Source organism: Luteibacter sp. 621, from assembly GCF_050435445.1.
Classification (GTDB): Bacteria; Pseudomonadota; Gammaproteobacteria; order Xanthomonadales; family Rhodanobacteraceae; genus Luteibacter.
The window spans coordinates 73,382-98,437 of sequence record NZ_JBNDKI010000005.1; the positions used below are offsets into that span (position 1 = coordinate 73,382).

Sequence of the window (25,056 nt, forward strand, 5' to 3'; positions counted from 1 at the left end):
AAATTTGCCCCGTCCTCGCCGGCACAAGCCTGCATGAGAAATGTAGGAGCGGGGGGGGGGGGGGGGGGGGGGGGGGGGGGGCGGCCCCCCCCCGCCCCCCCCCCCCCCCCCCCCGTGTGGTGGGGGGCGGGGGGGGGGGGGGGCGCCCCCCCCCCCCCCCCCCCCCCCCCCCCCCGCTCCTACAAAGGATCAAAAAAAACGGGCGCCCCTGGGGGCGCCCGCTTCGTATCGCTAAAGGTAGTGCGGAGCTTACGCGCCGACGACCTTGACCTTGACCGTCTGCGACACGTCGGCGTGCAGCACGATGGTGACATCGTATTCGCCGGTGTTGCGGAACGGGCCTTCGGCCTGGATGACTTCGCTCTTGTCGACTTCGAAGCCCTTCGCGGTGAGCGCTTCGGCAACGTCACGCGGGGTGACCGAGCCGAACAGCTTGCCTTCCGGCGAAGCGTTCACTTCGATGGTGACTTCAGCGTTTTCGAGCTTGGCAGCGCGGCCTTCGGCGCCCGACAGCTGTTCCTTCGCCTTGGCTTCGTACTCGGCGCGACGCGCTTCGAACGCTTCCAGGTTGGCGGCGGTGGCGCGAGCGGCCTTGCCGGTCGGGAGGAGGAAGTTACGACCGTAACCCGGCTTGACGTTGACCTTGTCGCCGAGGTTGCCGAGGTTCTTCACCTTCTCGAGGAGAATGAGTTCCATGGGGTATTCCTTTCGTTAGCACGGGTGTGGCCCGCGCAGCCAGGACGGTTGTCCGAAATGTGCCTGAAGCGGAAAGCCCTCCCCCATGCGAGGGAGGGCTAACTGATCAGACGTCGTGGTTGTCCGTGTACGGCAGCAGCGACAGGAAGCGGGCGCGCTTGATAGCGGTCGCCAGCTGGCGCTGGTAGCGCGCCTTGGTGCCGGTGATGCGGCTCGGGACGATCTTGCCGTTCTCAGTGATGTACTGGCGCAGGGTGTTGAGATCCTTGTAATCGATCTCCTTCACGCCCTCAGCGGTGAAACGGCAGAACTTACGGCGGCGGAAAAACTTGGACATGTCTGTATTCCCCGATTAATCGTCGCTGTCGCGATCGTTGTCGTTGACGCCACGGTCGTCGCTGTCGTCGTCACGGCGGCCACGCGAACCCTTCTGCTCATCCTTTTCCTTGCTCTTCAGGATGAACGACTGTTCGGTGTCGGCTTCGTCACGACGGATGACCAGGTGGCGCAGGACGGCGTCGTTGAAACGGAAACCCGTCTCGAGCTCGTTCAGGGCGTTCTGCGAAACCTCGATGTTCAGCATCACGTAGTGAGCCTTGGCGAGGTTTTCGATCGGGTAAGCCAGCTGGCGGCGGCCCCAATCTTCCAGACGGTGGATCTTGCCGTTGTCGCCTTCGATCAGCGTCTTGTAACGCTCGATCATGGCCGGCACCTGCTCGCTCTGGTCCGGGTGGACCAGGAACACGACTTCATAATGACGCATGGTGGCTCCTTGTGGATGCACCCCTTGCGGGGATGGCAGCCTCCCGGACGTACGTACCGGTGAGGCAAGAAACCCCTCCGGACGGAGAGGTAGCCGCGCATTTTAAGGAGAAACGGGGAGTTAGGTCAACACAGGGGAAAACACACCCTATGGGCGCGCGCCTGCGCGCGATCCGGCCTGGCCTCAGGAAACGGTAAAGCTCTCGCCGCACCCACATTCCCCGGTGGCATTGGGGTTGTGGAACACGAAAGAGGCATTCAGCCCCTGGCGCTGGAAATCGATGACGGTGCCGTCGACCAGGATGAGGCTTTTGGGGTCGACCACGACCCGGATCCCGTCGATATCGAGCACCTGGTCCTCAGGGCCCACCACACCGGCCAGGTCCACCACGTAGCCGAAACCCGAGCAGCCCATGCGCTTTACCGCGAAGCGGACACCCGCGGCCTCGGGCGCTTTCGCGAGGAAAGCACGCATGCGGTCGGAGGCGGCGGGAGTGATCTGGATGCTCATGAAAGCGTTTTCTTACCGTGGTATACCGGGGAACGGTGCCGTTCACGCGACCGTTACTTTATTATACAGGGTCGCGTTCCTATGCGCCCGATATGCGGCGCCCTTTCTGGAGTTTCAATCGATGACGGTGGTAAGCGTCAAGCAGGCCCTCGCCGGCGGCACGGCCGCGGCGGATCAGGAAGTCACGGTACGTGGCTGGGTGCGCACCCTGCGCGAATCCAAGGGCGGCCTCTCGTTTGTAAACGTGAGCGATGGCTCCTGCTTCGCCCCGATCCAGGTGGTGGCCACCGCCGATCTCGCCAATTACGAGACGGATGTGAAGCATCTCTCGGCCGGCGCTGGCGTCATCGCCACCGGCAAGCTGGTGCCCTCGCAGGGCAAGGGCCAGGCCTTCGAGATCCAGGCCTCGAAGATCGAGGTCACCGGTTTCGTCGAGAACCCGCTCACCTACCCCATCCAGCCCAAGCAGCACTCCATGGAGTTCCTGCGCGAAGTAGCGCACCTGCGCCCGCGCACCAACCTGTTCGGCGCCGTCACCCGCGTGCGCCACACCATGATGATGGCGATCCACCGCATCCTCACGGAACAGGGCTTCTTCTGGATCAATACGCCGATCATCACCACCTCCGATGCCGAAGGCGCCGGTGACATGTTCCGCCTGTCCACGCTGGACCTGGCCAACCTGCCCCGCGACGACAAGGGCGGCATCGACTGGAAGAAGGATTTCTTCGGCCGCGAAGCGTTCCTTACGGTATCCGGCCAGCTCAACGTCGAAGGCTATGCCATGGCGATGAGCAAGGTGTACACCTTCGGCCCCACGTTCCGCGCCGAGAACTCCAACACCACCCGCCACCTGGCGGAATTCTGGATGGTTGAGCCGGAAGTCGCCTTTGCCACGCTCAGCGATATCGCCGACCTGGCCGAGGTATTCCTGAAGGGCATCTTCAAGGCCGTGCTGGATGAGCGCGCGGATGACATGGCGTTCTTCGATGAGCGCGTGATGCCGGGCGCCGTAAAACGCCTCGAAGATTTCATCGCAAAGCCTTTCGAACGCATCGATTACACCGATGCGATCAGCATCCTGCAGAAGTCCGGCAAGACGTTCGAGCACCCGGTCGCCTGGGGCGTGGACCTGCAGACCGAGCACGAACGCTTCCTCGCCGAGGAACATGTGGGCCGTCCCGTGGTCGTCATGAACTACCCGGAAGAGATCAAGGCTTTCTACATGCGCCTGAACGACGATGGCAAAACCGTGGCCGCCATGGACGTGCTGGCCCCGGGCATCGGCGAGATCATCGGCGGTGCCCAGCGCGAAGAGCGCCTGGATTACCTGGACCGCCGCATGGATCAGTTCAAGCTGGATAAGGACACCTACAACTGGTACCGCGACCTGCGCCGCTACGGCACCGTGCCCCACGCCGGCTTCGGCCTGGGCTTCGAGCGCCTGCTGGTGTACGTCTGCGGCCTGGGCAACATCCGCGATGCCATCCCCTACCCCCGTGCGGCAGGGAGCGCCGAGTTCTAATTCACCGAATCGATCATGCCCCGCATACTTACCCGCCTGTTCCCCCTTGCTGTCGCCCTCACCGTGTTGGGCGGCTGCAAGACAATCGTGCCGCCGAACTTCCGGCCGCCGGAAAATCCGTCGGTCACGGTGGATCTCGCCCGCAAGGCGCTCGATAACGCCGATCCGTGCTGCGGCAGCTTCGCCGACCTGTCCTACCAGGACATGCTGCCCTGGCAGCCGAAGCGCTTTGAGCTGACCAAGGAGACGCCGGTTGCCAACCTCAATGGCGATCGCAGCTACTTCCTTGCGTTCCGCCTGCCGCAGGGCGCGCAGACGCCCTACACGATCGCCATGAAATCCGAGCTCAACGGACGCTGGCTCAGCTCGAGCTACCTGTTCGCACCTACCGTGGTGATCCTGGACGACGCGTTCCAGCCGCTGCACGCGGAAGATATCCAGCTGTGCGAATACATCGGCTGGACCAGCGAAACGACGGGCGCGTTTGGCAAGTTCAAGGTGGAAGACGACCGCGCGCGCTACCTGGTGGTGTATTCCTCGGCCAAGCAGCAGAAGGCCCAGACATACTGGGAGCAATCGCCCACCACGTTCTCTGCCGAGGCGCCGATCAAGATGAACTCGGCGGGCAACTTCAAGATCCAGCATGGTCCGGACGGCGTCGTGTACGTCGGCATCGAGAACGACACCTACAAGAGCGCACTGAAGAACGCCGTGTGCGGCCAGGCCGCACCGGGCAATGGCGTGATCAACACCCTGAAGGATGTGGTCAGCACCGATCTGCTCGGCAAGGATGCGCAAAAGAAGGAAAAGGGTAGCTAAGGACCATGGTCGCCGCGGTTTATGTCTACCTCTTGCTCCTTATCGGTGCCGTACTGTTCTTCGTGCTGCATTTCGTATCGCAGTGGCGCTTCTCCAGCCTGCTGAAGAAGCGCTACCCCGATCACTGGAAAACCATTACCGAGGCCGATACCGGGCGCCCGAATGGCATGGCCAACTGGCTGCGCGTGCGCCGGGTGCTTCGCTCCGATGCCCCCGCCCTGTTCAACGATGCCGACCTGAACCGCTGGCAGGCCTGGTGGCGGCGCACGCCGTGGCTGGCCTGGCCGTGCTGGTTTGCCGCGATGGCGATACAGTGGTGGGCGATGAAACAGGGCTGACCGCCCGCCACCCACCAAGGAGCGCCGCATGGATCTTCGCCTCACCGGACGTCACGCACTGGTCTGCGGCGCCTCGCAAGGCATAGGAAGGGCCACGGCGTTCGAGCTGGCCGAGCTCGGCGCCAGCGTTACCCTGCTCTCCCGTTCCGCCGATGCCCTGAAGGCCCTGGCCTCGGAACTACCGGCCGCTCAGGCCGGGCAGAAGCACGACTACCTTGCCGTGGACATGCTCGATACCGAGGCCCTCGCCGCTGCCGTCGGGGCCGTGGTGAGAGACCACGCCGTGCATATCCTGGTGAACAACAGCGGCGGGCCGCCGCCGGGCGCGGTCCACACCGCCGATACCGAAGCGTTCCTCACGGCGTTCCGCCAACACATCGTCAGCGCCCAGGTACTGGCCCAGGCCTGCCTGCCGGGCATGCGCGCCGCGCACTACGGCCGCATCGTCAATGTCATCTCCACCTCGGTGAAGGAACCCATTCCCAACCTGGGCGTCTCCAACACCGTGCGCGCCGCCATGGCGGGCTGGGCAAAGACCCTTTCGGGGGAAGTGGCCCACGATGGCGTCACCGTGAACAACGTACTGCCGGGCTACACGCGCACGCCACGCCTGGATGCGCTGGTCGAATCCAGCGTGAAGGCCGGCCGTGGCCGCGATGAGGTGGAGCGCGGCTTGCTCGCAAGCGTACCCGCGGCGCGCTTTGGCGACCCCGCCGAAGTGGGCGCGGTCATCGCCTTCCTTGCCAGCCCGGCCGCCGGCTATATCAATGGCGTGAGCCTGGCGGTGGATGGCGGGCGCACCCGCAGCCTCAACTAAGGGTGCGCCCATGCTCACGCTCAGCAACCTGATTGATGGCGAGCCAAGGGCCCCACGTAGCGGCCGCTACCTGGATGTGATCGACCCCGCCGTGGGCCAGCCCTATGCCCGCTGCCCGGATTCCGCCGCCGAGGACGTCGCCGATGCGGTGGCGGCGGCATCCCGGGCGCAGTTGCGCTGGTCAACCCTGCCAGCCGACGCCCGCGCCCGCTGCCTGTACCGGTTGGCCGACCTGATCGAAACACGGCTCGAGGCGTTCGCCGCGGCGGAATCGCAGGACAGCGGCAAGCCGCTCGCCCTGGCCCGCGCGCTGGATATTCCCCGCGCCATTGCCAACCTGCGTTTCTTCGCGGCGGCGGCCACCCAGTTCGCCGGCGAGTCGCACGCCATGGAACACGGCGCTATCAATTACACCCTTCGCTTGCCGCTGGGCGTGGTCGGTTGCATCAGCCCATGGAACCTGCCGCTCTATCTGTTCACGTGGAAAGTGGCCCCTGCCCTGGCCGCCGGCAACGCCGTGGTGGCCAAGCCCTCCGAAGTCACCCCGTACACAGCGTGGTTGCTCGGCACGCTGGTGAAGGAGGCGGGCTTTCCCGACGGCATCTTCAATATCGTCCACGGCACCGGCCCCGCCGTCGGCGAAGCCATCGTCGTGCACGATGCCGTGAAAGCGGTGTCGTTCACCGGCAGCACGCGCACCGGCGTGGCGATCGCCTCGGCCGCCGCACCGCGGCTTAAAAAGGTATCGCTCGAGCTGGGTGGCAAGAACCCCGCCATCGTGTTCGATGATTTCGAGTTCAACGACACCACGATGGCCACGATTGTCCGCTCGGGCTTCGCCAACCAGGGCGAGATCTGCCTGTGCGGGTCGCGGCTGCTCGTACAACGCGGCATCTACGAGCGGTTCCGCGAAGCCTATCTCGAACGCGTGCGAGCACTGCGCGTAGGCGATCCGCAGGTGGCGAGCAGCGACCTTGGCGCGCTGGTATCGAAGGCGCACTTCGACAAGGTCATGGGCTGCATCGAGCGCGCCCGTGGCGAAGGCGGCAGCATCCTCGCGGGCGGCGAACAGGTCGCCGTGGGCGGCCGCTGCGCCGGGGGCTGGTTCGTGGCACCCACCGTGATCGAAGGCCTGCCGTTCGATGCCGCGACAAACCAGGAAGAGATCTTCGGGCCGGTCGTGACGCTTATCCCCTTCGATACTGAGGATGAGGCGCTGGCGATCGCGAACGGCACGCCCTACGGGCTGGCCGCTTCGCTGTGGACCCGCGATCTTTCCCGCGCCCACCGTATGGCGGCGAAGCTGGATTTCGGCATCGTGTGGGTGAATTGCTGGATGCTGCGCGACCTGCGCACGCCATTCGGTGGCAGCAAGCAATCGGGCGTGGGCCGCGAAGGCGGCTTCGATGCCATGCGTTTCTTCACTGAAGCAAGGAATGTCTGCATTGACCACGGACTCTGACATCGTCCGCACCGATGGCGCTCCCGCGCCGGTGGGTGCCTATCCCCATGCGCGTCGCGTGGGCAACTTGCTGTTCCTGTCCGGCGTTGGGCCGCGCACCCCAGGCACGAACGCCGTGCCGGGCAACGTGATGGATGCGAATGGCATCCTGGTGGCTTACGACATCGAGGCGCAGTGCCGGCAGGTGTTTGCCAACGTACGTGCCGTGCTTGAGGCGAGCGGCGCGCGCTGGGAGGATCTGGTGGATGTCACCGTGTTCCTCACCCATATGAACCGCGATTTCGCGACCTATAACCGGCTGTACGCAGAAGCGTTCGCGGGCGTGGATGCGTGCCGGACAACGGTCGGCGTCACCGCATTGCCCACGCCCATCGCGATCGAGCTGAAATGCGTGGCAGCGCTACCGGTGTAGGAGCGCGCTTGCGCGATGCGTTTGCTACGGAGAGCTGCAAGCTGGCCGCCTGACGGCGGATCGCGCGCAAGCGCGCTCCTACAAGGTGAGTTCCTTCGCGCCATCGAGGCAGGCCTGGAGCATGTCGCTGATCAGTAGCTGGACGCGGGCGGCCTGCTTGGGCAGGTATTCGAAACTGTCTTCGTCCATGTAGGTGATCTGCGACAGCTCGAGCTGGATGGCGCTGATGCCCTCTTCCGGCTTGCCGTAGTTGCGGGTGATGTAGCCGCCCTTGAACCGGCCATTCACCACGAACGAGTAATCGCTCTGCGCTTCGAGGATGGCGGCGACCTTCGCCTGCAGGGCGCCATGGCAACTGATGCCATCGGCGGTACCCAGGTTGAGGTCCGGTAGTTTGCCGTCGAACAGCATGGGCACATGGCTCCGGATCGAATGCCCATCCCACAACACCACGTGGCCGTGCAGCTTCCGCAGCCGGCTAAGCTCATCCCACAGGGCGCGGTGGTAGGGCTTCCACCAGTGCTTCACCCGGTCGGCGATCTCCTCGGCCTCCGGCTCGGCGCCGCCACGGTAGATGTCGTGGCCATCGAACATGATGGTCGGCACCAGGCCGGTTTCCTTCTTGCCCGGGTAAAGCGCGTGGCCATCGGCCGGGCGGTTCAGGTCCACGACGTAACGCGACACCACCGGGCGGATCACGCTCGCGCCCATGCCCCTGGCGAAGTCATAGAGCTCCGCCACATGCCAGTCCGTGTCAGGCGAACGGCGCGCCGGCCGCTTCATGCGCGCGGCGATCTCATCGGGGATGACGCTGCCGTTGTGCGGCAGGCTGATCAGGAGCGGCGCGGTGCCGCGGTGCAGGGAGTACGGGGTCATGGGCGCAGTGTAATGCTCAACCGGGGACGCGATCACCCATGGTCACCATTTCCTCGGCCGACGTCGGGTGGATGGCCATGGTGGCGTCCAGGTCGCCCTTCGTGGCGCCCATCTTCACGGCCACCGCGAAACCTTGCAGGATTTCGTCCACCCCCGGGCCCAGCATCTGCATGCCCACGATGCGCGACTCCTCGCCCACGCAGATGAGCTTGAAGCGGACATACATAGGCCGGTGGGCCAGCGCCAGTTGCATGGGCACGAAGGTTTGCTTGTACAGGTGTACCTCGTCGCCATAGGCGCTACGGGCCTCCTGCTCGCTCATGCCCACGGTGCCGAGCGGCGGATGCGAGAACACCACGCTGGGTATGTTCTGGTAATCGAGCTTCGAACGCGGGAGGTTACCAAAGAGCCGATCGGCCAGCTTGCGCCCGGCATTGACCGCCACCGGCGTCAGCGCCATGCGCTGGGTGACATCGCCCACGGCGTATACGCCGGGTATGCCGGTTTCCTGGAAATCATCGACCTCGATCTGGCCATCGCTGTTGGTGCCCAGGCCGATGGCGCTAAGGTCCAGTGAGGCGGTATTGCCATGCCGGCCGACCGCCCAGATCAGCAGGTCATATGGGCCGGGCTTCGTACCCTTGTCGCAATCGAGCACCAATGCACCGGGCGTGCCGTGCACCGCGTCGATCTGGCATTCGTAATTGATAACGATACCGTGCTTGGCCATCTCCTCACCGAGCTGGTAAGCCATCTCCTCATCGAACCCGCCCATAAGCCGGTTGCGTACATAGAGATCCACCTCGCTCCCGAGCGCACGCAGTACGCCAGCAAGCTCGACCGCGACATAGCCGCCGCCAACGATCGCGGTGCGCTTGGGGCACGCGCGCAGATCGAAGAAGCCATCGGACGACACGCCCAGGTCAAAGCCGGGCTTGTCCAGCCGGTTAGAGGAAGACCCCGTGGCGATAATGATGTGGGGTGCCGTCAGGATCCGCTCGCCGGCAGCGAGCCGATGCGGCTCGATGAAGCGCGCCGTGGCATGGACAAGGGTCACGTTCCACTTATCCAGCTGCTGCCGGTAGCTACCGTGGATGCGCTCGATGTAAGCCTGCCGCCGGGCGATGAAGCCCGGCCAGTCGAGCTCGCCGGGCTTATCGGTGAAACCGTAGTCGTGCGCGATGTATTGCGCCTCGGCCATCTGTGCGGCGTACCACATCGCTTTCTTCGGCACGCAGCCATGGTTCACGCACAGCCCGCCCAGTTCACGTGGTTCCACCAGGGCGACGTTCGCGCCGTGTTTTGCCGCGCGGATCGCCGATGCCAGGCCACCGGAGCCTCCCCCGATCACGATGAGGTCGAAGGCTTCGTCGGACATGCGTGGCTCCAGTGGGACAAGGGGTGGCGACACCGTAACAAAGTCGTCCTAGCGTTGCGTGTGAATTCGCGGCCCCGTTACAGCCCGAAGCGCGCAGGTGAGTAAGGCGCGGCATCCAGCACCGGTGCGGGGCCAGCCAGCAGCCCCGCGACCAGCTCGCCCGTCGCCGCCGACATGCTGATGCCGAGCATGCCGTGCGCCGTGGCATACACGAGATTCGACCACTGCGAGCTCGGCCCGATGATCGGCACTTCATCCACGCTCATCGGCCGCCAGCCCCACCATGGCGTGACCTCACCCTGCCCTTCGGGTTCGTGCAGGTATTCGGAGGCGCCGCGGCGCAAGGCGTCGATGCGCACCTCGTTCAAGCCCTCGGCAAAGCCCGAGAACTCCATGGTGCTGCCAAGGCGATAGCCGGAAACCCATGGGGTAACGCAGACCGCCGCCTCGCGCAACACGAGCGAGTGCGTGGGCGCGTTCACCGGTGGCCGTTCCCATGTGAGGGAGTAACCCTTGCCAGGCTGCATCGGCAGGCGGATATCGAGCAACTTGCTTACCAGCGGCGACCACGCACCCAACGCCATCACCACGCGGTCACCACTGAACACACCGCCGGTCGTACGCACATGGGTAATACGCGCACCATCGGTCACGAAAGAATCGACGCGCGCACCGGTTTCGATCGCGCCGCCGAGTTCGCGCACGCGGCGAGCGAGTTCGGCCACGTAAAGGTCGGGACGCAGGCGCGCATCACCGGGGTGCAGGAGCCCGCCGACCACGCCATCGCGCAGCGAAGGCTCCAGCGCCAGCACGTCGTCGCCCATGAGCACGCGCACGTCCATGCCCAGGCGGCGCAAGAGCTCCACGTGCGGCCGGTCGTTCTGCAGCGCGCGTTCGTCGCGGTAGACGTACAGCTCGCCCACATCCTCGAACTCGCAAGCCAGCTCATCGGTGGCGATCAGCTCGCCGATCAGCGCGCGCGATCGAGCGAGGATGGCGCCACGCGCCTCACCGGCACGCTGGTAGTCGCGCCACGTGCAACGGCGCGCAAAGCCGAGCAACCAGCGAGCGCGCTCGGGATCGGGAAGTGGATTCACGTACAGCGGCGCGTCCTTGCGCAGCATGGAGCGCAACGCCGTCCCCACCATACCGGGCATGGTCAGCGGCCCGGCATGGCTGGGGGTGATGGTGCCGCAGTTGCCGTGCGAACTGCCGCTGCCAGGCGTGTGCTGTTCGAGCACTCGCACACTGGCGCCAGCTTTGAGCAGGTAAAGCGCACAAGCCAGGCCGACCACGCCCCCGCCCATGATCAGCACATCACTTCGGGATCTATCCATGGCGCCAGTTTAACGGGCGGTCCCCGCCGTGGCGCCCTGTCCAGGAGATAAATTCGCGCAGATTGAGAGGTATTCCACGCAAATCATTGATTTGATACCCTCCCCGTGCCGATCCTGACAGGGGAAACGCCCGATGCAGCCAGTGATACCCACCCTTTCCCCGCTTCGCGCCATCGGGTGCGTAGCGCTGGGCGCCACGCTGGCGCTGCTCGCCGCCTGCGGCAGCAGCCCGCATCGTCCGTCGTCGTCGCAGCGGAACAACCCCGCGTCGGCCGTGCCGCTGGCCAAAAACCTGAACTGGTCGACCAAGCCCGCCGCCGCGCCGCCGGCAGACGCCGCGAACGACGTGCTGTTCCGCGCAATCGGCCTGGTAGGCACCCCGTACCGCTGGGGCGGCAATACCCCCGCCGGCGGCTTCGACTGCAGTGGTCTGGTCAACTACATCTACCTGACTTCCACCGGCCTGCGGCTGCCGCGCACATCGACCGAGATGGCGTCGCTCGACAAGCCAAAGGTGAGCGAATCCGACCTCGAAAGCGGCGACCTGGTCTTCTTCGGCCGTGGTCACGTCACACATGTGGGCGTGTACGTGGGCAAGGGCCGGTTCGTGCATGCGCCCAATTCCGGCGGCACGGTGCGCCTGGATGAGCTCGATGGCGCCTACTGGAAGGAAAACTTTGTCTATGGTCGACGCGTTCTAAACTGAACGAAAGGCAACATAGACCCTGCTTCCGGATAAATTAGATTGCGCGCTATTTAATTGCGTGCTCTACTAGCTTCACGGCCCGGGACGACCCGGTGCTTCCTCCCCTGTCAGCCAGAAAGGAAAGCTTCCATGAGCAACGTGTCGAAAATCGAAAAGGTCCTCTATACCGCCCACGCTGAGGTCGCCGGCGGCCGCGAGGGCCACGTCAAGAGCAACGACGGCCTGATCGACCTGCAGCTGCGCCTGCCGAAGGAAATGGGTGGCAATGGCGGCGGCAGCAATCCGGAACAGCTGTTCGCGGCCGGTTACGCCGCTTGCTTCGAAGGCGCCGTGCGCTTCGTGGCTGGCCAGAAGAAGGTCAAGGTCGACGGCGCGTCGGTGAAGAGCGAAGTCGGCATCGGTCCGCGCCAGGGTTCGGGCTTTGCGATCAACGTGAAGCTGGCCGTGAGCCTGCCGGGCGTGGATGACGCCACCGCCCAGGACATCGTCAAGACCGCCCACGAAGATATCTGCCCGTACTCGCACGCCACCCGCGGCAACATCGATGTGGACGTGAGCGTGAACGGCAAGGCACTCGCCTAAGCCTTCCACCGGATGGGGGCACCACGCCCCCATCTTCCGGCACAGGGAATGTCGCCGGGCGTGGCGCACAGTGCGCCAACGCCACGACACAGGGATGGGGCATGACACCGTTGGACAAGCAGGCCCGCATCGCCGGGCTTTGGTTTCTCGTTGTGATTCTCGCCGCCCCCGTGCGGCTAGTCGTCGTTCCCGATGGGTCGGCGCGTGATGTCATCGAGCACCTCGCACTCTTTCGTGCAGGGATACTGACCGATCTGCTGTCGGGCGTCGCGATGCTGTTCCTGACGTTCTCGCTGCGGCGGCTGCTCATCGGCGTGCACCGCGATATAGCCAATACGCTGGTGATCCTGGGTGGGATTCTTCCGGCGGCCCTCTACGTAGTAAACGTGGGTAACGATGCGGCCGCGATCATCCTTTCGAAGGGCGCGCCCTATCTTGATGCGTTTTCCGAGGCCCAGCGATTCGCCCTTGCTGAACTGTTCCTCCGGCTCCACGATCGCATGGTCGTCGCCGCCGAGCTTTTCTGGGGCCTGTGGCTTCTACCCCTGGCCATGCTGGTATGGCATTCGGGCTTCTTGCCACGCTTGCTTGCAGCCTGGCTTCTGCTCAACGGCATCGCCTACATCGCGCAATGCATCGCAGGGTTCGCATGGCCCTCGTTCGCGCCCACGCTTTCTTCCCTATGCGCCCCCGTACAGTTTGGCGAGATCGCGTTTGCGCTCTGGCTGACCGCCCTGGGCGCCCGCCCCGGTTTCCGCCAGAAGGAGCTCGCGTAATGGCAAGGCTCGAAGACACAAGGGTTCCGGTGCGCTTGCGCCTCGCCGGCCTATGGACATCGCTGATGTTCTGCTACGTGTATGGCGATTACTTCGGCTTGTACGGCAAGGGCAAGTTGCAGGAAATGATCGACGGTAGCTTCGGGCCGCTTGGGCCGACGACTGCAGGCGTGCTAGTCGGCGTAAGCCTGATGATGGCGGTTCCGGCGTTGATGGTGTTCGGCTCGATGGCACTGCCAGCTGGGCTCGGCAAATGGATGAATATCGTGCTCGGCGTGGTTTACGCCGCCATCATGCTGCTCACCATGCCAGGCGCGCCCGCGTTCTACCTGACCTTGGGCGTGATCGAGGTACTGTTGAGCCTTGCCACGGTGGTAACCGCCTGGCGCTGGCCACGGCTCGCCTGACACGAGAGACATCTGTAGGGGTGCGAAAAAAAAGGCGGCCAGATGGCCGCCTTTTTTGTTGCACCGGAAAGCGTGGCGCTTAGTGCGCGCCGTCGCCGTTCGGGTGGGCGTGGCCGTGTGCGATCTCTTCTTCCGACGCATCACGCACCGACTGCACATCGATGTTGAAGGTGAGGGTCTTGCCGGCCATCGGGTGGTTGGTGTCGATATCGACCACGCTAGAACCGACCTTCTGCACGACCACGGCCTGCTGGCCGCCTTCCTTGAGTGACAGAACGGTCGTGTCGCCAGCCTTCAGGCCCTTGCCCTGGTTCGGGAAGTACTTCTTCGGCACGCGCTGGGTGGCGCCTTCGCGACGCTCGCCGTAGCCCTGTTCAGGCGCGATTTCGAGGTCAAACTTGTCACCGGCCGACTTGCCTTCCAGACCCGCTTCCATGCCCGGGATCAGCTGGCCGTGGCCCAGCAGGATCCACAGCGGATCACCGCCCTCGATCGAGCTTTCGACCTTCTCGCCATTGACGGAGAGGGTGTAATGGAACGAGATGACCTTGTCCTTGCCAGCCTGCATGATGGTTTCTACCGGATGAAAACGGGGCATTTTACCGGGCCCCGGGCCCGGCGTCACGCCGCCCCGCTATCCCGGCCAAAGCCCCTGCCCCGGGCCTCGGGACCCAGCCAGGTCAGCACCGCCAGCAGCACGGCGACGGCGGCAATCCAGACTGACATGGCGAAGGCGAAATCGCCCCCACGCTGGTCGGCCAGCCAGGTCTGCGCCGTCGCCGTGATGGCGGCCAGCAGGTTGCCCATCTGGTAGGCGAAACCAGGCAAGGTGCCGCGCACGGCATCCGGGGAAAGCTCGTTGAGGTGGGTGGGCACGACGCCCCAGGCGCCCTGCACCATCACCTGGATAAGGAAGGCGCCCAGGCCCAGCAACAGCAGCGAGCCGCCGTACATCCACAGCGGGATGACCGGGATCGCCAGCAGGGCGGCGATGATGATCGCCTTGCGACGGCCGATTTTTTCGGACATCGAGCCAAACGTGAGTCCGCCTGCCAGGGCGCCAAGGTTCAACAACGCCGTCAGCATGAAGGCCGTCGCTGAGCCCGCCGGGATTTTCAGCGTCTCCTGCACAAAGGTTGGGTACATGTCCTGCGAGCCATGGCTGAACATGTTGAATGCGGCCATCAGCAGCATGAGGTAGACAAAGAGCTTCCAATGCCCGCGCATGGAATCCATGACGCCCTCGCGCGGCTGCTTCTTGCGCTCTTCCCATACCGGGGATTCGGGCACCTTGCGACGGATGTACAGCACCAGCAGGGCTGGCAACGCACCCACGATGAACAGGCCGCGCCAGCCGATGTGATCCACCAGCAACCAGTTGGCCAGCGCCGCGAGGAAGAAGCCGCACGGGTAGCCGCTCTGCAGCAGGCCCGATACGAAGCCGCGCGATTTTGGCGGGATGGACTCCATGGCCAGGGATGCGCCGATGCCCCACTCGCCCCCCATGGCAATGCCGAACAGGAAACGCAGCCCGAGCAGCACGGCCAGGCTGGGTGCGAACGCGCAAGCGATTTCGAGCACGGAGAAAAGCACGATATCGAACATCAAAACCGGGCGGCGGCCGTAGCGATCGGCCAGCCGGCCAAAGATGAGCGCGCCGAGCGGACGCGCCGCGAGGGTCAGGAACAAGCCGTAGGTGACCTCGGCCTTGGGCACGTTGAACTCGTGCGCCACGGCCAGGATGACGAAGGTCAGCAGGAAATAGTCGAAGGCATCGAGGGTCCAGCCCAGGAAACTGGCGATGACCGTGTGCCGCTGGGTGTGGTTCAGTTCGCGCAGCGCGGCAGGCAACGGCATCAGAATTTCCTCAATGACAGACCGCGGCAGAGGCTAGCACAGCGCGAAATACCAACATGGGGCTCACGGCCCCATGACAGGGCGCCGCTACACTTGCCCGTGCTGTCAGCAACGACACCACCACGACCAACGGAGGACGCCATGCAGTTTCCGCGCTTGATCGTTTCGCTCTGCCTCTCCAGCGCGCTCGCCACCGGGACAGCATTTGCCCAGGCCGCGCCGCAGCCGTCGCCACAACCCGCGGCGCATCCGCAGGTGGAGGCCACGGGGCAAAGCCCACATGCTTCCACACCCGGCGCATCGGGTGAATCCAGCGGCGCACCGGCCTTCTCCGACCTCGACAAGGATGGCAAGGGCATTACGCGTAGCCAGATTCCGAAAGATAACGAAGCGCTGAAGCAACTCCGCGCCCACTTTGGCGAAGCCGACCTGGACCACAATGGCCGACTGAACGCCGCCGAATACAATGCCTACGTCAACAAGGGCAGCGCACCGCCACAGAACTGATCGCTCTCAACCTGGCGGGGCATGTCCATGCCCCGCCACACCCATGGATGGCACCCAAACCATGATTCCAGACCGCCACGTGCGGCAACGCATCGCCTCCCGCTTCAGTCGCCGCGGCGATCGCTTCTATATCCACGGCAAACTGGCCACCGATCCGGTGTATTCCGCGTGCGCCGCCGCTATCGCCGGCCGGCGCCTGCCGCTGCTCGATATCGGCTGCGGGCTGGGCCTTCTTGGCCATTACCTGCACGCCATCGATGCGCTGGAAGGTTACGTGGGCCTGGATAACGACCCGCGCAAGATCGCCATGGGTCGCGAAGCCGCGCAGCGCGCCGGCCTCGCGCGCGAATTGACCCTTCGCCAGGATGAGGCGACAGCGCCGCAGGGCCTTCGCGGCCATGTGGCCTTGCTGGATGTCCTGCATTACCTGCCCGAGGATCGCCAGGCGGAACTGCTGGCCAACGCGGTGGACCACCTGGCCGACGACGGCGTGCTGATCCTGCGCAGTGTCATCCGCGATGGCTCGTGGCGTTACCGCGCCACGGTGCTCGAGGAGCGTTTCATCAAGGCCGTGGGCTGGATTCCCGGGGGTGCCCAGTACTTTCCGACCGAGGGCGATATACGCCAGGTGCTGGAGCCGCGCGGCATCCACGTCCGCTTCCGCCCCCTGTTCGGCCACACCCCCTACAACAGCTGGCTGATGACAGCCTCGCGCCATGCGGCCTGAAGATGAACGGGAGCATCGCGCTTACATGGCCAAGAACGGCTGAAACCATGGCGGCGTATGTTGCGCCGCAAAACGTGCTAGAATCGGCGAGTCGTGCCGTCGCTATCGACTCCCTTGCGGAGCTTCGGCGCCGGTCCTGAACCGTAGGACCGCGCCCCTCCCCCACCCCCGAACAGCGCGCACGACACCGGCCAGCCCGTTGCCCTTCTTGGCACGCGCGGCCGCCGAATTCATCGCTCGCGGCGCGGTTCCAGGGAACGCCCGGGCACACAGGAGTCACCCCCAATGTCCTTTGAATCGCTGGGCCTAGCGCCCGCGTTGCTGCGCGCGCTTGCTGAGGCCGGCTACGAGAAGCCGACGCCGATCCAGGCCGCCGCCATTCCCGAGGTCCTCGCGGGCCGCGACCTGATGGCCGCCGCGCAGACCGGCACCGGCAAGACCGCCGCTTTCCTCCTGCCCGTGCTGCACAAGCTGGCCAACACGCCGATGCTCGAGGGCCGCCGCCCCATCCGCGTGCTTATCCTCACCCCCACCCGTGAACTCGCGGCACAGGTGCAGGACAACCTTTCCGACTACGCCAAGTACGTGCGCATCAGCAGCACGGTGATCTTCGGTGGCGTTGGCATGGGCAACCAGCTGCACGCCCTGCGCCGTGGCGTGGAAGTCGTCGTCGCCACCCCGGGCCGTCTCATCGACCACATGATGCAGCGCTCGGTCGACCTTTCGAAGGTCGAAGTGCTTGTGCTCGACGAGGCCGACCGCATGCTCGACATGGGCTTCCTGCCGGCGCTCAAGCGGATCCTCTCCGCCGTGCCGCAGAAGCGCCAGACGCTGCTGTTCTCGGCCACGTTCGCACCGGAAATCAAGGCGCTTGCGCAGCAGTTCATGCGTGAGCCGCGCGAGGTTTCCACGGCTCCGGCCAACACCGTGGCCAACACCGTGACCCACCGCGTACACCCGGTGGATGCGGCGAAGAAGCGCGACCTGCTGCTGCACCTGCTGGCGCAGGACAGCCGCCGCCAGACCCTGGTGTTCAGCCGCACCAAGCACGGCGCCGACAAACTCGTGCGTTTCCTGGAAGCGGCCGGCCTGCGTGCCGCCGCCATCCACGGCAACAAGAGCCAGAATGCCCGCACCCGTGCGCTGTCGGATTTCAAGACCGGCCGTACCACGGTGCTTGTGGCTACCGATATCGCCGCCCGCGGCATCGATATCGACCAATTGCCGGTGGTGATCAACTTCGACCTGCCGATGGTGGCCGAGGATTACGTGCATCGCATTGGCCGCACCGGCCGCGCGGGCGCCGAAGGCCAGGCGGTATCGCTGGTCAGCCACGATGAATCGGGCCTGCTGCGGGATATCCGCCGCCTGCTGAAATCCGACCTTGAGCTGGTGAACGTGGAAGGCTTCGAGCCAAGCACGCCGCTGCGCCTGGATGCCGGTGCGCCACGTCCGAAGCAGCAGCAGCGCCAGGCCGGCGGTGGTGGTGGCGGTGGCCAGCGCCAGGGCCAAGGTGGTCAGCGCCAGGGTGGCCAGCGCCACGCGGGCAATGGCCAGGGCGAAGGCGGCCAGGGCCGCTCGGGCAATGGCGGTCGTCCGTCCTCGCACCGCCCGCACGGCCATTCGGCCGCAGGTACGGGTGAGAACACCGGCAACCACAAGCGCCGTCGCCAGCGTCGCGGCCCGGCCACCAACAAGGCCTGATGGCCTAGCCGCATGGGCGATGGTGCGCCCGTGCGGCAATCGGGATCATGCGGGGCTTGGCAGGCCCTTTCCGATGTAGGTACCACCCCGCATGACCCGTTTCCATCGCTTCACCACGCACACCCTGCGCACCCTGTTCGGCCTGCTATTCATCTTCGCCGGCCTGAACCACATCTTCGGGTTCTGGGAACCTCCGGCACCGCACACCAATGCCGGGCGCGCTTTTATCGCCGGCCTGGGTGCCAGCGGATTCATCATGCCGCTGCTTGGCGTCCTGTTTACCTACGCGGGCGTGGCACTCATCGCCCACCGCATGACGGCACTGGCCCTGTTGCTGCTCGCCGCCCCGGTCGTCGTGATCTTCGGCTTCCACTTCGTGACCGAAGGCGAGGCGTTTGGCCCGCATATCTTCGTACTGGCGAGCTATCTCTGGCTGGCCTGGGAAGAACGCGCGGCGTGGTCCGCCCTGTTCTCCGCCGATGGCAAGAAACCCACGCCCACGGGGGCGTCGCCGTTTACCCCTGCGTTCTGATCTTCGCCGTGAGCACGTGGTCTTCCCACAGGCCTTCGATCTTCAGGTAGCGCTTGGCGTAGCCTTCTTTTTCAAAGCCCAGCCGTTCCAGCAGGCGGCCGCTGCGGTCGTTGCGCGGCATGTAGTTCGCCATGACCCGGTGGAAATCCAGCGGGCCAAACGCGTAACGCACCGCCGCATCCAGGGCCTCGAACATCAGCCCCTTCCCTTCGTGCTTGTGGCCGATGCCATAGCCAAGGTGGCAGGCCTGGAAAACGCCGCGTACCACGTTGGCGAAGGTGAAGCTGCCAACCATTTCGCTGCTATCCGGCGTCAGCATGACGAAGGGAAACCCACGATCGGAGCGGGCCGCTTCCAGGCCGGCTTCGATCGTCTGGCGGCAACCCTCCAGCGTGTAATGCGATGCGTTTCTCAAGGGTTCCCACGGCCGCAGGTGCTCGCGGTTCTCCACGCGGTAGCGCAGGAGCAGCTCCGCCTCCTCGATATCGAGCAGGCGGATGAGCAAGCGCGACGTGCGCATGCGGACGGGTTCACTCATGCGGTCAGCACTTTCGCATGGTGGCGCAGGTGATCTTCCACGAAGCTCTGGATGAAGTAGTAGCTGTGGTCGTAGCCAGCGTGCATGCGCAGCTCGAGGGCCTGCTTCGCATCCTCGCAGGCCGCTTCAAAACGCTGCGGCTGCAGCTGGTTCACCAGGAAACCATCGGCCTCGCCCTGGTCGATCAGGATGGTGCCGTTGAAGCGGGCGCCGTCTTCGATCAACGCGGTGGCATCGTGTTTGCGCCAGGCTTTTTTGTCATTGCCCAGGTACCGGGGAAACGCCTTCTGGCCCCAGGGCACGTTCGCCGGCGCCACGATGGGCGCGAACGCCGACAGCGATCGATAACGGCCCGGGTTGCGCAGGGCCAGGGTCAGTGCGCCATGGCCGCCCATCGAATGCCCGAAGATGCCCTGCCGGCCCATGTCAAATGGGAAGCGTTCCTGCGCCAGCCGCGGCAGCTCATCGATGAGGTAGCTGTACATGCGGAACCGTGCCGCCCAGGGCTCCTGGGTGGCATCCAGGTAGAACCCGGCGCCCTCGCCGAATTCCCAGTCGCCGGTGGCCCCGGCGATCCCGGTGTCACGCGGGCTGGTATCGGGCATGACCAGGGCCAGGCCCAGTTCCGCGGCCAGGCGTTGGGCGCCCGCCTTGATCGTGAAGGTTTCCGCCGTACAGGTCAGGCCGGCCAGGTACCACAGGACTGGCACAGGGCCCTTTTCCGCCGCAGGTGGCTGGTAAACGGCAAACTTCATGGGGCCGCCGCACGCCTCGGAAACATGCGTGTAAAAGCCCTGTATCCCCCCGAAGCAGCGCTGCTCCGACACCGTATCAATCGCCGCCATGCCTTTACCCCTCTGGAAACTGACCGATGAGTGTAACGCCGGCGTGACAAACAGCCACGGCGTGCCACGTAAGCCCCTGATCGCTGCTACAATACCGTTACTGCCCGGCGCCGAATCCGCCGCCGCGCCCCTCCCCGAGGCTGCCATGACATCCCCCGATACTGACAACGCTCCGGCCCTGCCCGGTTTCAGCGCGCTCGCGCTCGACGCTAACGTCGTCCGCGCCCTGACCGATGTGGGTTATGAGACCCCTTCGCCCATCCAGGCCGCCACCATCCCGCCGCTGCTCGAAGGCCGCGACGTGATCGGCCAGGCCCAGACCGGCACCGGCAAGACCGCGGCGTTCGCGCTGCCGGTCCTTTCGCGCATCGACGTGAAGCCGGGCAAACCGCAGGCCCTCGTGCTTGCCCCTACCCGCGAATTGGCCATCCAGGTGGCCGAGGCGTTCCAGAAGTACGCCACCTACATGCCGGGCTTCCAGGTCCTGCCGATCTACGGCGGCCAGAGCTACGGCCCGCAGCTGCAGGGCCTGAAGCGCGGTGCGCAGATCGTGGTCGGCACCCCCGGCCGCATCATCGATCACCTGGACAAGGGCACGCTGGATCTTTCCGCCCTGAAGTTCGTGGTACTCGATGAGGCCGACGAAATGCTGCGCATGGGCTTCATCGACGATGTCGAGAAGCTGCTGCAGGCCACGCCGGAAGGCCGCCAGGTGGCCCTGTTCTCCGCGACCATGCCGGCACCCATCCGCCGCATCGCGCAGACGTACCTGAAGGATCCGGTCGAGATCACGATCAAGAACAAGACCACCACCGCGGCGAACATCCGCCAGCGTTACTGGTGGGTCAGCGGCGTGCACAAGCTGGATGCGCTTACCCGTATCCTCGAAGCCGAAAGCTTCGATGCCATGATCGTGTTCGCCCGCACCAAGTCGGCTACCGAAGAACTGGCCAGCAAGCTGCAGGCACGTGGCTTCGCGGCCGCCGCCATCAATGGCGACATGGCCCAGGCCCAGCGCGAGCGCGTGATCGAGCAGCTGAAGAACGGCAAGCTCGATATCCTGATCGCCACCGACGTCGCCGCCCGCGGTCTCGACGTGGATCGCATCAGCCACGTGCTGAACTACGACATCCCGCACGACACCGAGTCGTACGTGCACCGCATTGGCCGCACCGGCCGCGCGGGCCGTAACGGCGAGGCCATCCTGTTTGTCACCCCGCGTGAGAAGAACCTGCTCCGCCAGATCGAGCGCGCCACGCGCCAGCCGATCGAGCAGATGCAGCTGCCGACCATCGAGGCGGTGAACGACACGCGCGTGAACAAGTTCAACCAGCGCATCACCGATACGCTGGCGTCGGGCGACCTGGGCCTGTTCCAGCAGCTGGTCGAGAAGTTCGAGCAGGAACACAACGTGCCGGCGATCGAGATCGCCGCTGCGCTGGCCAAGATCGCCCAGGGCGACCAGCCGCTGCTGCTTGAGCCGCCGGCCAAGCGTGAGTACTCCGAACGCCCGCCGCGCGAGTACGACCGTGAGCGCCCGCAGCGCGATTTCGACCGCGACCGCGGCCCGCGTGATGGTGGCGATTTCAACGATCGCCGCCCGGTGCGCGAAGGCATGCGCCAGCCGCGTCCGCACACCACGGAATCGGGTAAGAAGACCTACCGTATCGAAGTGGGCCACGAGCATGGCGTGAAGCCGGGCAATATCGTGGGCGCGATCGCCAACGAAGGCGGCGTAGAAGCCAAGTTCATCGGCCGTGTAAGCATCCGTGACGATTACAGCCTGATCGATCTGCCGGATGGCATGCCGGCGGAAACGTTCAATCACCTGAAGAAGGTGTGGGTGGCGCAGCAGCAGCTGAAGATCAGCGAGTGGGATGGCACGGAGCAGCCGCAGAGCGGCGCGCCGCCGCAGCGCCCCCGCGGCAACTTCCGCCCGCAGGGTGCCCGCTCGGGCGCACCGGGTGGCGGCAAGCCGCCGCGCCGCAAGCGCGATTACTGATCGACAAAAAGCCCGGCTCTAGCCGGGCTTTTTGTTTGCGGGCTCGCCTTCGGCCTCGCGGTATCTAATCGGATCATTCGCGTTCGCGAACGCGTGTGACCAGCGGCTTGCGCCGCCTCGCTCTGGTGGGCTTGAGGCAGAGAGCCGTCGGTGCCTACCCTCGCTGCTCAGACAGGTCCTCCGCGTTCGGTGCGGAATGCCGCTGCGCGGCACGTGTACTTATTTGGCCTTCGGCCGCTCTCTTGTGCGGAACTCGCCTCGAGGGTAGGCACCGACGGCTCTTTTGATCCTAGAGGTTGGGTGGTGGGAGAGCCGCGGCATTGTCTGCGGGGAGATTGGTGCGTTCGGACACCTGCGGACGGACAGCGGCTTCGTCCGCGGACAGTGGTGGTCGTGTGGCTTGGTTCGGCGCAAGCGGCGTCGTGGCGCCGTTTGTGGGCCGTCGGCGGGATTGGCACGGCGGATGCAACGTCTTGGGCAACGGGGCCTGGCCCCAATCGCCCCACCTCACGGAACATCACCATGAAAACTGAAACCTTCCTGCTCAAGTCCTTCTTCGTCGCGGCCGTGCTGACCTGCGTCTTGGCCATGGGTTCGTTTGTCACGGCCAGCCCGTCTCAGCTGCCGGCGACTGTGGTGGCCGTCGCGCAGTGATGGGTTACGGCGTCATCGCTGCGTCGGCTGATCGCGTGCAAGCACGCTCCTACACGTGCTCCTGGCACCGGCCATCATCGGCATGCCGCACTCCGCTCTCACCCATCGGCCTACGCCGCGGCAAAGACACAGGCCGATCCTGTGGGCGACATGTTTCGCGAGGCACGCAGGCCCTGCCGCGGTATCGCGCAAGCTGTCGGCCACAGGTTGGCTTCCTGCAAGGGCATGGCGGCACAAGATGCGAGCTCGCCCATCACGCCACCTCATGGGTGAAGAGAGCCGTCGGTGCCCACCCTCGAGGCGAGTTCCGCACAAGAGAGCGGCCGTAGGCCAAATAAGTACATGGGCCGCGTTAGCGGCCATCCGGTCCGAACGCGGAGGACCTGTCTGAGCAGCGAGGGTGGGCACCGACGGCTCTTCGCCTCAACACCACCAGAGCGAGGCGGCGCAGCCGCTAGAAACACGCATTTGCCCAAAGCGAATGAACCGCTTCATCCGCGCGACGCCAACGGCGAGCGCTAGGCGAAGTCTGCCAACGTAAGCGGCGGCATGCCGTACTTAGCGCGCGCCCGGTCACACTGCGGGCTAGGCGTGCCATCTTCCCATGCCGCCTTCAACTCCCGGCAAGGCGACGGGCGCAGCGCATAAATGCCGCAATGCGTCGCCACCCCCACCTCACCCACCAGTGCCGTGCAATGCGGCTCATAGGTGTTCGTGCCCAGCATATTCACCCGGTGCGCCCCGAGTTGCTCGGTCAGCCCGGCCGGCGTCACGCCGCCGGCCGCATCAGTTTCCATCCAGTGAAACGCCACGCGAAACGCCGCGCAGCAGGCGCCGCAGCGCATGCAAGGGTGAGACATAAGCTGATCAGATCGAACCTGAAAACGTATTGCACTTACCGATATCGCCGGACTGGAAGCCAACGGTAAACCAATGCACGCGCTGCTGCGATGTGCCATGGGTGAATGAATCCGGCACCACGCGGCCCTGCGCCTGCTCCTGCAGTTTATCGTCACCGATAGCCGTCGCCGCATTGAGCGCCGATTCGATATCACCCTGCTGCAGCCAGTGCTGCCGCTGCTGCGAATGGTTCGCCCATACACCTGCGAAACAATCGGCCTGCAGTTCCTGGCGCACCGACAAGCCATTCGCGCCTTCCATGCGTGCCCCGCGACGCCGTGCTTCATTCACCTTATCGAACACGCCGACCAGGTTCTGCACGTGGTGGCCCACTTCATGTGCAATGACATAGGCACGAGCAAAGTCGCCGGATTCGTGGAACTGCTGCTGCATCTGCTGGAAGAAACCGAGATCAAGGTAAACCCGGTGGTCACCCGGGCAATAGAACGGGCCCACCGCCGATGAGGCCGAGCCGCAGGCCGTACGGACGCCATTGCGGAACAGCACCAGCTTGGGCTGCTCATACTGCTGGCCGTTGGCCGCGAAGATCTCGCCCCAGGTGTCCTCGGTCTCGCCCAGGATCGCGCGGACGAAGTCCACTTGCGGATCGTTGGCCTCGGCAGTCTGTGCGTGCCGGGGCGCTTGTTGGCTCTGTGGCGGCGCGACCGAGCCATCACCGCTAAGCAGGGCCGTGGGGTCTTTGTAGAACACCAGGCCAAGGATGGCGAGCAGGATGATGCCGCCGATGCCCAGCCCCCGGCCGCCGCCGAAGGAGGGTCCGCCGCCACCGCCGCTGTCGCCGGCGTCTTCCACGTTGTCGCTTCTACGGCCTTTTTCCCAGAGCATGGCGTCCTCCTCTCCCCGTCCGCGCGCCCCCGCGAGACCTGTGCCGCATGATCGCACGGACCGTTACCGGTAAACTCGGGGGTTTGCGTCGTCCCCCGGATCGTTTCATGAACAGTCAGCTCCCCGCCGTCGTCACCCTGCTCACCCTGCTCCTGATGTTCTTCACGGTATGGGCCGTGGGCCGTGCCCGCAGCCGCTACGGCATCAAGGCACCGGCGATCTCGGGCGATCCGGCCTTCGAACGGGCCTGGCGGGTACAGATGAACACGCTGGAAAACGCCGTGATGTTCATTCCGGCGCTGTGGCTGGCCGCCCAGTACGTGGATCCGCTGTGGGCGGGCATCGCCGGCATGGTCTGGCTGGCGGGACGCCTGTGGTACGCCATCTCGTACCTGCGCGACGCCTCGCGCCGTGGGCCGGGTTACATGGTTTCCATGCTCGCCTGGGCGGTCCTCATGCTGATGGCCGCCGGCGGGATCGGCATGGCCATCATGGAGAACAACGCCGCGCCGGCGGACGACGCGACGCAGCAGGGCTAAT

At 65.1% G+C, this 25,056-nt stretch carries 30 protein-coding genes; 17 read left to right on the forward strand and 13 right to left on the reverse strand.

Annotation, left to right across the window (positions count from 1 at the left end; translation table 11 throughout):
- Positions 1 to 249 precede the first annotated feature (249 nt).
- The 4 genes from rplI to ABIE56_RS07900 form a co-directional block, all read right to left on the reverse strand.
- The gene (rplI, locus tag ABIE56_RS07885) at positions 250 to 696 is read right to left on the reverse strand and encodes a 50S ribosomal protein L9 (RefSeq protein ID WP_429243261.1); all 447 of its coding nucleotides are present in this window, start codon (positions 694 to 696) and stop codon (positions 250 to 252) included.
- 106 nt (positions 697 to 802) lie between these two features.
- Positions 803 to 1,033: a 30S ribosomal protein S18 gene (gene rpsR / locus ABIE56_RS07890; RefSeq protein ID WP_045830959.1), complete on the reverse strand. Its 231-nt coding sequence runs from the start codon at positions 1,031 to 1,033 to the stop codon at positions 803 to 805.
- Between the two features lie 15 nt (positions 1,034 to 1,048).
- Positions 1,049 to 1,459, reverse strand: coding sequence for a 30S ribosomal protein S6 (gene rpsF, locus ABIE56_RS07895; RefSeq protein WP_429243262.1), 411 nt, complete (start codon positions 1,457 to 1,459; stop codon positions 1,049 to 1,051).
- 183 nt (positions 1,460 to 1,642) lie between these two features.
- Positions 1,643 to 1,969, reverse strand: coding sequence for a HesB/IscA family protein (locus ABIE56_RS07900; RefSeq protein ID WP_429243263.1), 327 nt, complete (start codon positions 1,967 to 1,969; stop codon positions 1,643 to 1,645).
- A gap of 121 nt (positions 1,970 to 2,090) precedes the next feature.
- On the opposite strand from ABIE56_RS07900, the gene asnS reads away from it, so the two are divergent.
- Genes asnS through ABIE56_RS07930 form a run of 6 tightly spaced genes read left to right on the forward strand, consistent with a single transcriptional unit; the run spans position 2,091 to position 7,342 of the window.
- Positions 2,091 to 3,494, forward strand: a complete 1,404-nt coding sequence (asnS, locus tag ABIE56_RS07905; RefSeq protein ID WP_429243264.1) for an asparagine--tRNA ligase — start codon at positions 2,091 to 2,093, stop codon at positions 3,492 to 3,494.
- Positions 3,495 to 3,509: 15 nt separating this feature from the next.
- Positions 3,510 to 4,313 (forward strand): MalM family protein, encoded by an 804-nt coding sequence (locus tag ABIE56_RS07910; RefSeq protein WP_429243265.1) that lies wholly within the window; start codon positions 3,510 to 3,512, stop codon positions 4,311 to 4,313.
- Between the two features lie 5 nt (positions 4,314 to 4,318).
- On the forward strand, positions 4,319 to 4,651 hold the full coding sequence (locus ABIE56_RS07915; RefSeq protein WP_429243266.1) for a hypothetical protein: 333 nt from the start codon (positions 4,319 to 4,321) through the stop codon (positions 4,649 to 4,651).
- Between the two features lie 28 nt (positions 4,652 to 4,679).
- On the forward strand, positions 4,680 to 5,468 hold the full coding sequence (locus ABIE56_RS07920) for an SDR family oxidoreductase (protein WP_429243267.1): 789 nt from the start codon (positions 4,680 to 4,682) through the stop codon (positions 5,466 to 5,468).
- Positions 5,469 to 5,478: 10 nt separating this feature from the next.
- Positions 5,479 to 6,930: an aldehyde dehydrogenase gene (locus tag ABIE56_RS07925; protein ID WP_429243268.1), complete on the forward strand. Its 1,452-nt coding sequence runs from the start codon at positions 5,479 to 5,481 to the stop codon at positions 6,928 to 6,930.
- Positions 6,914 to 7,342, forward strand: coding sequence for a RidA family protein (locus ABIE56_RS07930; protein ID WP_429243269.1), 429 nt, complete (start codon positions 6,914 to 6,916; stop codon positions 7,340 to 7,342). Before ABIE56_RS07925 ends, ABIE56_RS07930 begins: the two co-directional genes overlap by 17 nt.
- 78 nt (positions 7,343 to 7,420) lie before the next feature.
- Here ABIE56_RS07930 and hutG read toward each other — a convergent pair whose 3' ends face one another.
- The 3 genes from hutG to ABIE56_RS07945 form a co-directional block, all read right to left on the reverse strand.
- On the reverse strand, positions 7,421 to 8,218 hold the full coding sequence (gene hutG, locus ABIE56_RS07935; protein ID WP_429243270.1) for an N-formylglutamate deformylase: 798 nt from the start codon (positions 8,216 to 8,218) through the stop codon (positions 7,421 to 7,423).
- A gap of 16 nt (positions 8,219 to 8,234) precedes the next feature.
- Positions 8,235 to 9,596 (reverse strand): glutathione-disulfide reductase, encoded by a 1,362-nt coding sequence (gorA, locus tag ABIE56_RS07940; RefSeq protein ID WP_429243271.1) that lies wholly within the window; start codon positions 9,594 to 9,596, stop codon positions 8,235 to 8,237.
- Positions 9,597 to 9,673: 77 nt separating this feature from the next.
- Positions 9,674 to 10,933 (reverse strand): NAD(P)/FAD-dependent oxidoreductase, encoded by a 1,260-nt coding sequence (locus ABIE56_RS07945; RefSeq protein ID WP_429243272.1) that lies wholly within the window; start codon positions 10,931 to 10,933, stop codon positions 9,674 to 9,676.
- A 133-nt stretch (positions 10,934 to 11,066) separates the two neighbouring features.
- On the opposite strand from ABIE56_RS07945, the gene ABIE56_RS07950 reads away from it, so the two are divergent.
- The 4 genes from ABIE56_RS07950 to ABIE56_RS07965 all read left to right on the forward strand — a co-directional run bounded on the left by ABIE56_RS07950 (position 11,067) and on the right by ABIE56_RS07965 (position 13,404).
- Entirely contained in the window at positions 11,067 to 11,639 is a 573-nt protein-coding gene (locus tag ABIE56_RS07950) for a C40 family peptidase (RefSeq protein WP_429243273.1), read from the forward strand.
- Between the two features lie 129 nt (positions 11,640 to 11,768).
- Complete coding sequence (locus tag ABIE56_RS07955) at positions 11,769 to 12,221, forward strand: organic hydroperoxide resistance protein (protein ID WP_429243274.1); 453 nt, start codon at positions 11,769 to 11,771, stop codon at positions 12,219 to 12,221.
- A gap of 101 nt (positions 12,222 to 12,322) precedes the next feature.
- On the forward strand, positions 12,323 to 12,997 hold the full coding sequence (locus tag ABIE56_RS07960; protein WP_429243275.1) for a DUF4386 domain-containing protein: 675 nt from the start codon (positions 12,323 to 12,325) through the stop codon (positions 12,995 to 12,997).
- A complete protein-coding gene (locus ABIE56_RS07965) occupies positions 12,997 to 13,404 on the forward strand; it encodes a DUF6326 family protein (RefSeq protein ID WP_429243276.1) in 408 nt (135 codons plus the stop codon). The genes ABIE56_RS07960 and ABIE56_RS07965 overlap by 1 nt, the downstream gene beginning before the upstream one ends.
- Before the next feature lie 79 nt (positions 13,405 to 13,483).
- Here ABIE56_RS07965 and ABIE56_RS07970 read toward each other — a convergent pair whose 3' ends face one another.
- The gene (locus ABIE56_RS07970; RefSeq protein ID WP_429243374.1) at positions 13,484 to 13,972 is read right to left on the reverse strand and encodes an FKBP-type peptidyl-prolyl cis-trans isomerase; all 489 of its coding nucleotides are present in this window, start codon (positions 13,970 to 13,972) and stop codon (positions 13,484 to 13,486) included.
- A gap of 53 nt (positions 13,973 to 14,025) precedes the next feature.
- Positions 14,026 to 15,261, reverse strand: coding sequence for an MFS transporter (locus ABIE56_RS07975; RefSeq protein ID WP_429243277.1), 1,236 nt, complete (start codon positions 15,259 to 15,261; stop codon positions 14,026 to 14,028).
- Positions 15,262 to 15,402: 141 nt separating this feature from the next.
- On the opposite strand from ABIE56_RS07975, the gene ABIE56_RS07980 reads away from it, so the two are divergent.
- The 4 genes from ABIE56_RS07980 to ABIE56_RS07995 all read left to right on the forward strand — a co-directional run bounded on the left by ABIE56_RS07980 (position 15,403) and on the right by ABIE56_RS07995 (position 18,731).
- Positions 15,403 to 15,768: a hypothetical protein gene (locus ABIE56_RS07980; protein ID WP_429243278.1), complete on the forward strand. Its 366-nt coding sequence runs from the start codon at positions 15,403 to 15,405 to the stop codon at positions 15,766 to 15,768.
- Positions 15,769 to 15,829: 61 nt separating this feature from the next.
- On the forward strand, positions 15,830 to 16,495 hold the full coding sequence (locus tag ABIE56_RS07985) for a class I SAM-dependent methyltransferase (protein ID WP_429243279.1): 666 nt from the start codon (positions 15,830 to 15,832) through the stop codon (positions 16,493 to 16,495).
- 285 nt (positions 16,496 to 16,780) lie between these two features.
- Positions 16,781 to 18,199 (forward strand): DEAD/DEAH box helicase, encoded by a 1,419-nt coding sequence (locus ABIE56_RS07990; protein ID WP_429243280.1) that lies wholly within the window; start codon positions 16,781 to 16,783, stop codon positions 18,197 to 18,199.
- Positions 18,200 to 18,290: 91 nt separating this feature from the next.
- Positions 18,291 to 18,731, forward strand: coding sequence for a hypothetical protein (locus ABIE56_RS07995; protein WP_429243281.1), 441 nt, complete (start codon positions 18,291 to 18,293; stop codon positions 18,729 to 18,731).
- Here ABIE56_RS07995 and rimJ read toward each other — a convergent pair.
- Together rimJ and fghA are read right to left on the reverse strand one after the other, a co-directional pair.
- The gene (gene rimJ / locus ABIE56_RS08000) at positions 18,715 to 19,269 is read right to left on the reverse strand and encodes a ribosomal protein S5-alanine N-acetyltransferase (protein ID WP_429243282.1); all 555 of its coding nucleotides are present in this window, start codon (positions 19,267 to 19,269) and stop codon (positions 18,715 to 18,717) included. The two genes, ABIE56_RS07995 and rimJ, sit on opposite strands and share 17 nt — an antisense overlap.
- Positions 19,266 to 20,114 (reverse strand): S-formylglutathione hydrolase, encoded by an 849-nt coding sequence (gene fghA / locus ABIE56_RS08005; protein WP_429243283.1) that lies wholly within the window; start codon positions 20,112 to 20,114, stop codon positions 19,266 to 19,268. The genes rimJ and fghA overlap by 4 nt, the downstream gene beginning before the upstream one ends.
- A 145-nt stretch (positions 20,115 to 20,259) precedes the next feature.
- Here fghA and ABIE56_RS08010 point away from each other — a divergent pair, with 145 nt between their 5' ends.
- Together ABIE56_RS08010 and ABIE56_RS08015 are read left to right on the forward strand one after the other, a co-directional pair.
- The gene (locus ABIE56_RS08010) at positions 20,260 to 22,116 is read left to right on the forward strand and encodes a DEAD/DEAH box helicase (RefSeq protein ID WP_429243284.1); all 1,857 of its coding nucleotides are present in this window, start codon (positions 20,260 to 20,262) and stop codon (positions 22,114 to 22,116) included.
- Between the two features lie 522 nt (positions 22,117 to 22,638).
- Positions 22,639 to 22,770 carry a hypothetical protein gene (locus ABIE56_RS08015; RefSeq protein ID WP_429243285.1) on the forward strand — a complete coding sequence of 44 codons (132 nt, stop codon included), beginning with the start codon at positions 22,639 to 22,641 and terminating at the stop codon, positions 22,768 to 22,770.
- Between the two features lie 518 nt (positions 22,771 to 23,288).
- Here ABIE56_RS08015 and ABIE56_RS08020 read toward each other — a convergent pair.
- The gene (locus ABIE56_RS08020; protein ID WP_429243286.1) at positions 23,289 to 23,630 is read right to left on the reverse strand and encodes a YkgJ family cysteine cluster protein; all 342 of its coding nucleotides are present in this window, start codon (positions 23,628 to 23,630) and stop codon (positions 23,289 to 23,291) included.
- Positions 23,631 to 23,637: 7 nt separating this feature from the next.
- Entirely contained in the window at positions 23,638 to 24,516 is an 879-nt protein-coding gene (ypfJ, locus tag ABIE56_RS08025) for a KPN_02809 family neutral zinc metallopeptidase (RefSeq protein WP_429243287.1), read from the reverse strand.
- A 107-nt stretch (positions 24,517 to 24,623) separates the two neighbouring features.
- Between ypfJ and ABIE56_RS08030 the strand changes: the two genes are divergently transcribed.
- Complete coding sequence (locus tag ABIE56_RS08030) at positions 24,624 to 25,055, forward strand: MAPEG family protein (RefSeq protein WP_429243288.1); 432 nt, start codon at positions 24,624 to 24,626, stop codon at positions 25,053 to 25,055.
- Position 25,056: the final 1 nt, after the last annotated feature.